This window comes from Pontibacter sp. LHS2, assembly GCF_058932845.1.
In genome coordinates this window covers 167039-179683 of record NZ_JBZYWG010000003.1, presented here as the reverse complement: position 1 = coordinate 179683, position 12645 = coordinate 167039, and the positions used below count along the sequence as shown (strand labels likewise).

The following is a 12645-nucleotide window of genomic DNA, read 5'->3' as shown; positions in this document are numbered from 1 at the left end:
CCATTCATAGGGAGCTCCACGGGTTGCCCAGCACCTTGTTGCTAATCAGTGTGGAGTCGGTAAGCGTGTGCAGAAAGGCAATGATCTGTTGCTGCTCTTCAGAGCTAAGGGCTATACCTGGTGTACCGTTCTGCATCAGTAGAGGAGCCAGGGTAGGGGATAACTTCATACCTGAGCCGTAGTGCTGCAATACTTCCTGCAGTGTGTTAAAGCGCCCATCGTGCATGTAAGGAGCTGTGAGCGCCACATTGCGGAGTGTCGGTGTCTTATACCTGCCGATATCCTGCGCTGCACCTGTTATGCGCCCTCTGCCAAAAGCCAGTTGCTCATGATCTTCCGGGAAATCACTGTCCAGGCCGTTGTTGTGGTAGCGGTTGTCAGTGAAGAAATCAGTAGCATGGCAGCTGCCGCAGTGCTCCCGAAACAAGACCATCCCCTGCATCTCCAGTGAATTAAGCTTACCGCCAGGTTCTTTGCGCACATACCTGTCATAGCGGGAGTTTGCGGATATAAGTATGCGCTGAAACTGAGCCAGTGCCCGCAACACCAGCGGACTGGTAATAGAATCGGTCCCAAAAGCCTTGTCGAATTGTAAAGGATACTGCTTGTGCTGTTGCAGGTATAGCAAAAGCGATTTCAGGTCCTGCCCCATTTCATCGGTGTGGGTAAGTGGCCCAATACTGACCGCTTCCAGGTTTTTAGCGCCACCATCCCAGAACAGCCCTTCCATCCAGGCCAGGTTAACCAACGACGGGGCATGCCGGAGTAGCGGTTTCCCTGTCACACCAGCACTCGATAGCGCCAGTCCATCTGTAAAGGCTTTCTCCTGCTGGTGACAACTGGCGCACGAAACCTGTCCGTTGGCTGACAAACCGGGATCATAAAAAAGCATACGACCCAGCGCTATACCTTCTGAAGTGAGTGGGTTGTGGGAGGGCGCAGGTATAGCTGTAGCCAGATTGGCGGGCACTTCAGGTATAAGCGAGTGAGGGACGGCTTGGTCAACGGCACGGGGCTCGCAGCCCGTCATTGTCAGTGCCGAGGTAAAGCAAACCAGAAACAGCCATCCCAATTTTTTCATCTATTCACTGATGGCGACTTTTATAAAACCATTTCTGTAGTTCTCCACAATCTTGCGGGCATTCTCGCCCCCCATCGCTGTGTTGAGCTCGTCAAAATCTATGAGATTAGGGTTTTGGAACAGCTCGTTCACATCCGCCTGCAATACAATGCTGCCTTCAGTTTTCTGACGCAGATCCAAGGTTTGGGGTAAGTCCATGTTAAAGATTATATAATTACTGTCCTCCCCGATATGAAAGACTAATCCGCCTGCTTTCGTATCCCCGGTGTACAAGCCCTCCAGCGACAGAAATTTATAGCCGGTGTTCCAGTCCCACACCATGTCGTTACTCGGGTCCAGGTCGCCAAACTGGTCAATGGAATGATTACGAGCCTCATCTACTCCAATCGCAAACTCAAGTTTGGTATACCTAGCTGCTGGTACCTTATCGAGCGCAAAGCTTAGCTTTCCGTCGAGCGTAATCAGGTGGTAGCTGTCAGGCTCTATGTATACTGTGCTGCCATCCTGACTGATGAGCTTTACATTGCTCAGGTAGAAACGCAGCTTTTGGACGATGTAGGTATCGCCAGTAGGGCTTTGGTAAGCCTGGTCGCGCTGCAAGGCCCGCCCGCCCACCAAAGGCTTTACAAATACTTCCACTGTGGCTGTAGCGGGATCTTTCTCTTTGTCATCGGAGCAGGCGCTGAAGGCCAGTGTGATCGGAAGTGCGATGGAAAAGAGGAAAGCGGATCTTAGGCGTAAGGTCATGGCACTTATTTGAAAGGGTTTGAGAATCTCTTGTCCTTGATAAACGTGGTATCGGTGAGTGTATGAAGAAAAAGGATGATCTTTCGTTTCTCTTCGGCTGTCAGGCCCAAGCTGGTGCCGTTAGGAGTATTGGATGCCTCCAGGATCAGTGGGTCAAGGTTTGGGGTATCGAAACTAACGTGTTCGTTGTAATGGTCCATCACTTCCTCCAGGGACTTGAAACGACCATCATGCATATAAGGCGCAGTGAGTGCAATGTTACGCAGCGAAGGTGACTTAAACCTGCCCTTATCACTTGCTCTACCCGTGATATCACCCAGTCCAATGTCCTGCGGATCAGCATCGAGTCCATTGTTGTGAAAAGTTCGTGTCGTCAGCAGTACACCTCCATGGCAGTCACCACAGTTACCACCCCGTGTATTGGTGCTAGGGTCGGGGTGCGTCATAAACAGTACCATGCCTTCCACTTCATCAGGTGTAAACACTTCTTTGTTCTGAAGGTATCGGTCGTAGCGGGAATTGCCAGAAATAAGCGTGCGCTGGAACTGAGCCAGGGCTTTGAGAATATTCTCCTTTGTAATCGTAGAGGAGCCGAAAGCTTTTTCGAACAACGGTGGGTATAGGTCCGTCTGCTGCAGCTTGGAGACTGCCTCTGGCAAAGGCTGATGCATCTCCAAAGGATCTTCGAGTGGCTTGATGGCCTGCTGCTCCAAGGTAGTGGCGCTACCATCCCAGTTGAATTGACTAAACCAGAGCATATTGGCCAGCGACATGGAGCTGCGTTTTGCCTGCGCCCCATTCACGCCGGCACTGAAAGCCTTGCCGTCAGTAAAAGACAGTTGCTGCTGGTGACAGCTCCCACAGGAGATCGTGTTGTTGCGTGACAGCTTCGCTTCGTAGAAGAGGTGCCGTCCGAGCTCCACGCCCTCCACAGTCATCGGGTTGTCAGGTGGGATGACAAAGTTTTTGGGTAACGTAGCAGGTATAGCCAATTCGTAGGGGCTGGGTTTGCCTGGTGTTGGCGTAGTCTGCCCGTCTTCTTTGTCTCGGGAGCAGGAGAAAAAAAGAGGTAAAAAAGCAGCCAACAGAAAGAAACGCAGGGGTGCCATGGTTTTCAGGCGAATAAAGTGTAATTTTGAGACATCTTAAATTAAGTATTTGTGCCGAAATATTCCCGGTACTGCAATAAATACCTTACCAGACTTTTTTTATAGCAAGGAGGTTTTGGAATTTAATTTCTAAGATTATATCTTTGCAAACTCATTTAGGATACGCAACGAAATTTTAATTAGTATAAAATAACATGGCTAATCACAAGTCGGCATTAAAGAGAATCAGATCTAACGACGCGAAACGTCTTCGTAACAGATATCAGGCGAAAACTACTCGTACTTTCATCAAAAGGCTGAAAGGCACTACTGACCAGGCCGAGGCGCAAGAACTGTACAAGACAGTTTCTTCTATGCTTGACCGTCTGGCAAAGAAAAACATCATCCACAAAAACAAAGCGGCTAACAACAAGTCAAAACTGGCTAAGTTCGTTAACGGCCTGGCTGCAGCCTAAGTTTTTGCTGGAATACCAGTCTCTAAGCCTTACACCTCCGTGTAAGGCTTTTTGTGTTTTCTAAGAACGCTGTTTGAAGGTTAGTTCTTGCCTGCATTTAGCGTTTTTTAGTGAGTGTGTTTTCGTCTTTTGAAAAGAAGGGGGGATAGGGTATACCTGCTGCTCTCGTTAGGATACTGCTTCACTGAATGGATAGAAATGACTGGTTACTGTTTGTTATCCCATATGGCTTTACCTGTAAGAAGTAAAAGGCGCTAGTTCTGACTTAGCTCCGTTCGGGGGGGAGCTGCATTATTATGATCTTCTATCTCTTTCTTTGTCGAGGGCCCTTACCCCAGGCGGGGAGCCTGATACTGCTGTTTGACAGGGATATGTCATGTAGTGAGGTTTTGTAACACTGGCAAGCACTGAAAAGGTTACTTGCCCCTTGAGCAATGAAACAGATCACCTCAGCCAAGTGCACTTTGCGGCGCTCCACTGTTGGGGGTGAAGGGGTCCCCCTATCAAGAGCGTTCAGCGAGTGGGGGTAGGGGCCCTCGATTTGGAGCGTCTTGATTTTTTTGCTTACTGGGGGTAGGGGCCCTCGATTTTTGTGTCAAGACAAAAAGTAAGGCCCGCCCGGCCAGGGCAAGCTATAGAACAAAACAAGTTGCTATACCTGCAACTGCTTAGGTTATACCTGACACTGGGCCAGAGGCCCCACCATAGTAGACACGAGCGAGGACGCTCGCGCCATATCTTGATAGTGGCATCGCGTCACATAGCCCCGCTGGTCAGGCGAGAACTATTCTAGATAAACAACCCCCATTCCCTAAAAACAAAAAATCCTGAAGTCGATGATGATCAACCCCAGGATTCTAACTATTAAATATTCTTGCTTCTAAGCAATACTCAACTTAATCATGTTGGTACGCTTCTGCTCATATATCGGCATACTCGCTGTGTTGATGAACACATCGCCCTTGTTGAGGTAACCGGCCTTCAAGAGCATCTGCTTGATATCCTCGATAGTGGCGTCAGTAGACTCGAACTTATCGTAGTAGAAGCCGCGTACGCCCCAAACCAGGTTGAGGGTAGTCAGCAAGCGCTCGTTCTCTGTGAAAATAAAGATGTCGGCTCTTGTGCGGTACTTAGCCAGCTGGAAAGCTGTGTAACCTGACTTGGTCATACCGATCACGGCGCGGGCGTTCGTGTCACGGGCCAGGTTACAGGCGTTGGCTACCAGGCTATCGTTGAAGAATGTACCAGAGTGCGGATTCAGAATGTAGGTCTTGTTGAAGATCTCGGCCTGGCGCTCCACCTCGCTGATAGTTAAGTTCATGGAGCGAATCGTTTCCACCGGGTAAGCACCTACGGCAGTTTCAGCACTTAACATCAGCGTATCGGCACCGTCAATTACAGCATTCGCTACGTCGTTTGTTTCAGCGCGGGTAGGCTTCGGGTTCACGATCATGCTTTCCATCATCTGGGTTGCGATGATCACCGGCTTGGCCGACTTGTTACACTTCTCCACGATCATCTTCTGAAGCATTGGTACACGCTCCATGCCTGTTTCCACGCCCAGGTCACCACGGGCTACCATGAGAGCGTCAGATTCAGCAATGATCTCGTCGATGTTTTTGATCGCCTCAGGCTTTTCAATTTTAGCGATCACGCGGGTGTCTTTTCCGCGTTCCTTGATGATACGCTTGATCTCCAGTATATCCTCCACGCGGCGCACAAAAGACAAAGCCACCCATTCCAGGTCATGGTCAAGTCCGAAATGTAAGTCACGCAAATCTTTCTCCGTCAGGGAAGGAGCCGATACAGAAGAGTCCGGTAGGTTGATGCCTTTGCGGGGTTTTACCACACCGCCGTATTTTACATCGGCCTCCACTACACAATTCTTATCCGTGGTAACCACTTTAAGCTCTAGCTTACCGTCATCCAACAGGATGGTATCGCCTGGATTCACGTCTTTCGCTAGTTCTGTGTAACTGGTACCCAAGTGATCGTGATTACTTACTGAGCCATCGCAGCGAAGCACGACGCGTTGTCCTTCTTTTATCTCTACGCCACCGTTCTCAACCTCGCCTATGCGGATCTTAGGGCCCTGCAAGTCCTGCACGATGCAGATATTGGTGTTGAAGCGGCGGTTAATTTCGCGGATATGCTCTATTACCTGTAAATGTTCTTCATGCTCACCGTGCGAAAAGTTAAGTCGGAATGCATCTACGCCTTCCTGCACGAGCGACAACAGGCGTTCAAAGGTATTGCTGGCAGGGCCAACAGTGGCCAGTACTTTTGTCTTGTTGAAGAGTATCTTCATAAATCAGAATAATAAATGTTCCTTGTACTTAAGTGTAAGCGGGTCAAATTGTTTCGTGTATTGGATAACAGGGAGGTTGTGAAGCCTCCTGAGCAGTTCCTGCGGGTGAAGGTACTGCTGCAGTGCGCCTGATATCTGCAAGATGTAATCATACTCTTTCACATCAGGCAGCATAAAAGGCTTTTTGATCGAAAGTGTTCCCAACGCTTTGTTGCGGAACAGGCGTACGGTACTATGCGTGTCATTGTGCTCAAAGTGAGAGATATACAGCTTCTGCCGGTCAGGCATTTCGTAGCACAAATCCCGCTGGCGGGTGAGATTGAGTCCCAGAAGACCGTTTAGTGACCAGGCCATCTTGTAGTCGCGGCATGAGGCAACTACGCCGAAAAGGGCGAAGCTGAAATCATACTCGATGTCCAGGTGCAGTGTTTTCATGGGATAACAAACAGCGTAATTGCAAATTTAGAAACATGGAAGTGTAAAACGACCTTTAAGGCAAAAACTTTTATCACATTATGAATACCACAATTTTTTTTGACATTGTCTGCCTAATTACATTTCTTTGCACAGTGTTTTAATAAACTATAAGAAAAAATGTCAGAAATCGCAGAAAAAGTAAAGGCTATCATCATCGATAAGCTTGGTGTAGAAGAGTCAGAGGTTACTCCAGAGGCTAGCTTCACTAACGACCTTGGCGCCGACTCACTGGATACAGTAGAGCTTATTATGGAGTTCGAGAAAGAATTCAACGTATCTATTCCAGATGACCAGGCGGAAAACATCGCTACTGTAGGTCAGGCTATCAGCTACCTGGAAGAGCACGCAAAGTAATATACCCCATTACCTTATTGTATTAAGTAATTTTTACTATCTATCCTCTACTAACAGCTTATGGAGCTTAAGAGAGTTGTAGTTACAGGGCTTGGCGCACTCACCCCACTTGGAAACAACGTTACAGAGTACTGGAACGGGCTAGCCAATGGTGTGAGTGGAGCTGCGCCTATTACACGCTTTGATGCGAGTAAGTTTAAGACCCAGTTTGCCTGTGAAGTAAAAGGATATGTTCCTGAGAATTACTTCGACCGTAAGGAAGCGCGTAAGATGGACCTGTTCTCTCAGTTCGCCATGGTGGTGGCTGACGAGGCGGTTCAGGACGCGAACCTGGTGGAAGGAAACTTTGACCCTGATCGCGTAGGTGTGATCTGGGGTTCTGGTATCGGCGGTCTGCGCACTTTCCAGGAGGAGTGCGTGAACTTTGCCAACGGTGACGGTACGCCGCGATTCAACCCATTCTTCATCCCGAAGATGATCGCTGACATCAGTGCCGGCCACATTTCTATTAAGTACGGCTTCCGTGGACCTAACTTCGTAACGGTTTCTGCCTGCGCGTCTGCTACCAATGCGATCATCGACTCTTTCAACTATATCCGTCTGGGTATGGCTGATGTAGTGGTGACCGGTGGTTCAGAAGCTGCTGTAACCGAAGCAGGTATAGGAGGCTTTAACGCCCTGAAAGCCCTTTCAGAGCGCAATGACTCTCCAGAGACTGCCTCCCGTCCATTTGACCAAGACCGCGACGGTTTTGTGTTAGGTGAAGGTGCAGGCGCTCTTATACTGGAAGAGTATGAACATGCTAAAGCCCGTGGTGCAAAGATCTACGCCGAGGTAATTGGTGGCGGTATGTCCGCAGACGCTTATCACATTACAGCGCCGCATCCGGATGGATTGGGTGCACTCAATGTAATGAAGAACGTGCTGCGTGATGCCAACATCAAACCAGAAGAGGTAGATTATATCAACGTACACGGTACTTCTACACCGCTTGGCGATGTGAGCGAAGTAAAAGCGATCCAGACGGTGTTTGGTGACCATGCCTACAAACTCAACATCAGTTCTACCAAGTCCATGACAGGTCACCTGCTGGGTGCGGCCGGTGCGATAGAGGCTATTGCCGCTATCATGGCGATCAAAAACAGCCTGGTGCCGCCAACCATCAATCACTTCACTGATGATGAAAGCTTTGACTCCGGTCTTAACTTTACCTTCAACAAAGCGCAGGAGCGCGAAGTGAAAGTAGCCTTGAGCAATACGTTCGGCTTCGGTGGACACAATACTTCCGTTTTATTCCGTCAATTTATCGACTAGGTGTTTGGTCCTATAAAACCGGTACGGCGCTTCTATCATAGCCTATTTACAAAGGATAAAGAGTTAGTGCGCGCCATCTCCGGGATTATTGGCACTACACCCGATAACATACGCCTGTACAAACTGGCGCTCACACACACGTCCTTTGCACGTCAGAACCTGGCAAGCAAGCATGACACCAATGAGCGTCTGGAGTTTTTGGGTGATGCGGTACTTGGCACCGTAGTAGCGGAACTGCTTTTTAAGAAATTTCCCTACGAAGATGAAGGCTTTATGACAGAGATGCGCTCACGGATCGTAAACCGTGAGTCACTCAATCATATTGCCATTAAGATCGGCCTGAACCTGCTGGTGAAGGTCGATACCTCCAGCGGACAAACCTCCCGACATAAGTCAGTACACGGCAATGCCCTGGAAGCACTAGTAGGTGCGATTTACCTGGATAAAGGATACAGCACTACCCGCCAGTTTATACTGGGTAAACTCATCAAGCCGCATGTGGACCTGCACAAGCTGGTGAATACCACCTCCAACTTCAAGAGCAAACTCATTGAGTGGGCGCAAAGCCAAAACGCTGATGTCCGGTTTGAGATCGTAAATCGCAAGAACCAAGGCAATACAACGGAGTTTACCTGCGAGATCTACCTGGATGACAAACCTGTGGCCGTTGGCGTAGGTCTCTCCAAGAAAAAGGCTGACCAGGCTGCTGCCGAAAAGGCACTGGATGTACTCAACATCAGCTAGGCTATTAGCGGACACTCCCCCTGATTCTACTCTTCTTTTCACTCATTTGCTTTTAAAAGCATCAGGCTATACCTGTTCAGGGTATAAGCGTTCTTTATTTGGCTACCAAAGCTTAACTTGCTTCCATATTGTTGCGTTAGAGAACACACTATGGAAGAAACAAGACTGATACTGGCAGGGGCTGCCCTAAATCAGACCCCTCTCGACTGGGAAGCCAACCTACTGAATATCCGATCTGCAATCATTGAAGCCAGCACCCGGAATGTTGATATCCTGTTGCTGCCTGAGCTTTGTATCACCGGCTACGGCTGTGAGGATATGTTCCTGCACCCCTGGTTTGCTGATGAGACCTTCGAAAGGCTGTTGCAAGTAAAAGAGTGGTGCGATAATATCACCGTATGCTTGGGCGTGCATGTGATTATCGGGCAGGATGTATTCAATACGGCCTGTGTCATCAAAAACAAAGAGATTGTCGGTTTCACAGCCAAGCAGTTTCTTGCCCGTGACGGTATACACTACGAACCACGTTGGTTCACACCGTGGCCAGCCAATGTAGTAGAAGAGTTTGAAATAAAGGGAAAGCGCTACCCGATTGGCGACATTGTGTACGAAGAGAAAGGCGTGAAATATGCCTTCGAAATATGCGAGGATGCGTGGAGACCCAACCGCCCTGCCGAGCGTCACATGCAGAAGGGCGTGCAGCTGATTCTTAACCCAAGCGCCAGCCACTTTGCCCTGAGCAAAACGGACCTCCGCCACCGGCTTGTGGTGGAAGCCTCCAAAAAATATCAATGCGCTTACCTGTACGCCAACCTGCTTGGAAACGAATCAGGCCGTGTGATCTTTGATGGTGAGGTGCTGATAGCACAAAATGGTAAACTGATTCGCCGTAACGAGCTGTTGTGTTTCAAAGACGTTGACCTGGAGTGCGCAGAGGTATGCTTTGGGCCTAACCCTGAGATAACTGAAACGATTGAATATCTGCCACCCATCGACGAAAATGCCGAACTGATCGCCGCCTTGAGCCTGGCACTGTTCGACTATATGCGTAAGAGTCGCAGCCGTGGCTTTGTGTTGTCGCTGAGCGGCGGGGCTGACTCTTCCTGCTGCGCTGTGGCTGTAGCTGAAATGGTACGCCGGGGTGTAGACAGCTTGGGCGTGACCGGTTTTGTGACCAAAGCCCGCATGTTCTCACTCAAGGATGCCGAGCACTTCGAAGCTTTGCCGCAGGATCAGGTGGTAAGAGAACTGGTAGGCCGCATACTGACTTGTGCTTACCAGGGCACCGTCAATTCCTCTGACGCTACCTATACCTCTGCCAAAGAGCTGGCTGAGTCTATCGGGGCGGTGTTCCATGACTGGACCATTGATGAGGAGGTGAGGGGCTATACCTCTAAGATTGAAGGTGCCCTGAAGCGGGAGCTGACCTGGGAGCAGGACGATGTCACCTTGCAGAACATACAGGCGCGGGTACGTGCTCCTGCCATCTGGATGCTGGCCAATATTAAGAATGCCCTGCTTCTGGCTACTTCTAACAGAAGCGAAGCCGCAGTAGGATATGCGACTATGGATGGCGACACAGCAGGCAGTATCTCTCCGATTGCAGGTATAGACAAAGCCTTTATCCGTCAGTTCCTGATCTGGATGCAGGAGGAACTCGGTTACCTCGGACTGGACTATGTGAACAACCTGCAGCCGACGGCCGAACTTCGCCCATCATCTGAAAACCAGACGGACGAGAAGGACCTGATGCCCTACGAGATCCTGAACATGATCGAGCGCCTGGCGTGGTATGACCGTTTGTCACCGCAGCAGGTGATTGATCAGTTGGAGAAGGAGAACGTGGCGCCTGTGAAGTCGCTGAAGGAGTATGTGCACAAGTTCTATACTTTGTGGTCTCGCAATCAGTGGAAACGGGAGCGCTACGCCCCGGGCTTCCACCTTGACGACTACAACCTGGATCCCCGCAGCTGGTTGCGTTACCCGATCCTGAGTGGCGGATTTCGTGAAGAGCTCAACAATCTGAAATAGAAGCAGTAAGCTGAATTATGGAAAGGCATCAACCTATACCTGTGGAAGCAGGCAAGGTGATGCCTTTTCCTATTACTCCTTATCTGTGGATAAATATACCCGTAGCCTGCCTGGCGCTGGTTTTTTAGCAAAGCTAAATATCGTAACTTTGGCAGAACCATACCTCTGTATATGAGCATTCTGAACTATATCACATGGGATGTAAGTCCTTCCATCTTCTCAATCGGTTCTTTTGAAGTACGCTGGTACGGACTCCTGTTCGCACTTGGTTTTGTGTTCGGGCAACGTATTCTGACCAAGATTTATGTAGCTGAAGGCCGCACAGAAGGCGATGTGGATGTGATCACCCTGTACATGATCGTTGGCACTGTGATAGGTGCACGTCTGGGGCATACCCTTTTTTACCAGCCGGAATATTACCTGAGCAACCCGATCGAGATCTTGAAGATTTGGGAAGGCGGCCTTGCCAGTCACGGCGCTACCATCGGTATTTTATTTGCTCTGTGGTTATTCAGCCGCAAACATCAGTTTGATTACATGTGGGTGCTGGACCGGATTGTGATCGTTGTCGCGCTAGGCGGTGCATTGATCCGTCTGGGTAATTTGATGAATTCCGAGATATTCGGCCGCCCAACCGACTTACCATGGGGCTTTATATTCGTGCGCCAGTCAGAATACTCGCATGTTCCACGCCATCCTACACAGATATACGAATCGCTTGGTGTATTTTTGCTGTTTGTACTGTTGTATTGGCTCTGGAAAAAGTATAAAGAGGCATTACCGAAAGGTTTGCTGTTTGGCATTTTCGTGACCTTCCTGTTCCTGACCCGCTTCCTGGTAGAGTTCATAAAAGAGGATCAGGTCGCCAAAGAAGCAGCGATGACTCTCAACATCGGACAGATATTAAGTATTCCGTTGATCATCATAGGTCTGTTTATCCTGTTCAGGGTGTGGCAAAACCCGAAGCCGGCCTTGCCTGGCGGCAGACCTGCAACAGCACCTACCAGAAAATAACACCTGTATAAAAACAGCGAGGCCCGTAGCACACACTACGGGCCTCGCTGTTTTTATACAGGTATAGGTTTAGTTTAAGCTATACCTGAACAAGCCACCATCTTCACTGGTGATGACTAGAGTATCTTCATTTTCAAAAGCTACTGCCTCGGTTTGTCTGGCTTCTTTGATGCTCACTTTCTGGTAGTCGCCTTTGTAAAAAGCAGCCGGATCGCTCACGTTCCGGAAGATGTGCAAACCACCTTCACTAACGAGCGCCACTGTCCTGCCATCAGCACTGCTGGCTGCACCTGTCACAGGCACACCAAGCTTATGGCTGCCCAGGAGTTTAGCTGTATACTGGCCACCGCTGTCGGGGAGTTCGTATACCTTGGCTGTTTCTTTTCTGCCTCTGTCCTTTGATACCAGGTATAGTTTCCCACCATGCCAGAATAGAGCTTCCACGTCATAGTTCATGTCCTTTTTGGATGGAGGAAAATCTTTCTGATCCTCGTAAGTGAAACGAATCGCCTCCACCTGATCAGGTCGGTCGAGCTGTAGCTTGTATATGGCCAGTTCCTTCCGCTTATTATTGTTGTTGCCTGTATCTGCAATGTAGATATTGCCTTCATCGTCACGAGCCAAATCCTCCCAGTCCACATTAGGCAAATTCAACTTAATGGTCTCGACGAGCTGGCCTTTCTGATCAACCACATAGAGATGCGGCTTGTTGCCCGCGTCATTGTGGGTGATATAGGCATTTCGCTCAGGTATAAATTCAACACCGGAGCTTTCACTTACAGGAGATGGAAGTTTGGCCAGTCTATCCAGTTTACCGGTAGTGGCTGTCACATTTGTGGCTGTATTGTCTGATCGACCTAAGAAGTAAAACAGAGCGACCATAACAGGTATAAAAAAGGCAAGTATTTTCAAAATGAGCTTCATAGGGTTTTTAAAAGTTGAGGAGCGCTTTGGTATAACGGAAAGCAAAAGTCTTGTGGTTGCGTACAAATTGGAAATACCTGCTTTTAA

General features: G+C 49.1%; 12 protein-coding genes. 6 read left to right on the top strand and 6 right to left on the bottom strand.

The features are described from left to right. Window positions 1-4: 4 nt before the first annotated feature. From AC5FX6_RS13980 to AC5FX6_RS13970, 3 genes are read right to left on the bottom strand one after another with little or no spacing between them, the layout of a single operon-like run. Window positions 5-1081: a cytochrome-c peroxidase gene (locus AC5FX6_RS13980; RefSeq protein WP_493597675.1), complete on the bottom strand. Its 1077-nt coding sequence runs from the start codon at window positions 1079-1081 to the stop codon at window positions 5-7. Next, window positions 1082-1828, bottom strand: coding sequence for an MbnP family protein (locus tag AC5FX6_RS13975; protein ID WP_493597674.1), 747 nt, complete (start codon window positions 1826-1828; stop codon window positions 1082-1084). A gap of 5 nt (window positions 1829-1833) precedes the next feature. After that, window positions 1834-2937 (bottom strand): cytochrome-c peroxidase, encoded by a 1104-nt coding sequence (locus tag AC5FX6_RS13970; protein WP_493597673.1) that lies wholly within the window; start codon window positions 2935-2937, stop codon window positions 1834-1836. A 194-nt stretch (window positions 2938-3131) separates the two neighbouring features. Here AC5FX6_RS13970 and rpsT point away from each other — a divergent pair, with 194 nt between their 5' ends. Next, window positions 3132-3392, top strand: coding sequence for a 30S ribosomal protein S20 (rpsT, locus tag AC5FX6_RS13965; protein WP_007659742.1), 261 nt, complete (start codon window positions 3132-3134; stop codon window positions 3390-3392). Between the two features lie 880 nt (window positions 3393-4272). Here the strand turns inward: rpsT and pyk are convergent. Then, complete coding sequence (pyk, locus tag AC5FX6_RS13960; RefSeq protein ID WP_493597672.1) at window positions 4273-5700, bottom strand: pyruvate kinase; 1428 nt, start codon at window positions 5698-5700, stop codon at window positions 4273-4275. 3 nt (window positions 5701-5703) lie between these two features. Then, window positions 5704-6135, bottom strand: a complete 432-nt coding sequence (locus AC5FX6_RS13955; protein WP_493597671.1) for an IPExxxVDY family protein — start codon at window positions 6133-6135, stop codon at window positions 5704-5706. 159 nt (window positions 6136-6294) lie between these two features. On the opposite strand from AC5FX6_RS13955, the gene AC5FX6_RS13950 reads away from it, so the two are divergent. The 5 genes from AC5FX6_RS13950 (at window position 6295) to lgt (ending at window position 11634) form a co-directional block, all read left to right on the top strand. Beyond that, window positions 6295-6531, top strand: a complete 237-nt coding sequence (locus AC5FX6_RS13950; RefSeq protein ID WP_007659745.1) for an acyl carrier protein — start codon at window positions 6295-6297, stop codon at window positions 6529-6531. 60 nt (window positions 6532-6591) lie between these two features. Next, complete coding sequence (fabF, locus tag AC5FX6_RS13945) at window positions 6592-7845, top strand: beta-ketoacyl-ACP synthase II (RefSeq protein WP_493597670.1); 1254 nt, start codon at window positions 6592-6594, stop codon at window positions 7843-7845. A gap of 66 nt (window positions 7846-7911) precedes the next feature. Further along, window positions 7912-8589 carry a ribonuclease III gene (gene rnc / locus AC5FX6_RS13940; RefSeq protein WP_493597669.1) on the top strand — a complete coding sequence of 226 codons (678 nt, stop codon included), beginning with the start codon at window positions 7912-7914 and terminating at the stop codon, window positions 8587-8589. A gap of 150 nt (window positions 8590-8739) precedes the next feature. Beyond that, window positions 8740-10620 (top strand): NAD(+) synthase, encoded by a 1881-nt coding sequence (gene nadE / locus AC5FX6_RS13935; protein WP_493597668.1) that lies wholly within the window; start codon window positions 8740-8742, stop codon window positions 10618-10620. Between the two features lie 171 nt (window positions 10621-10791). Then, the gene (gene lgt, locus AC5FX6_RS13930) at window positions 10792-11634 is read left to right on the top strand and encodes a prolipoprotein diacylglyceryl transferase (protein ID WP_493597667.1); all 843 of its coding nucleotides are present in this window, start codon (window positions 10792-10794) and stop codon (window positions 11632-11634) included. A gap of 69 nt (window positions 11635-11703) precedes the next feature. Here lgt and AC5FX6_RS13925 read toward each other — a convergent pair whose 3' ends face one another. Further along, complete coding sequence (locus tag AC5FX6_RS13925) at window positions 11704-12558, bottom strand: hypothetical protein (RefSeq protein WP_493597666.1); 855 nt, start codon at window positions 12556-12558, stop codon at window positions 11704-11706. Between the last annotated feature and the right edge of the window lie 87 nt (window positions 12559-12645).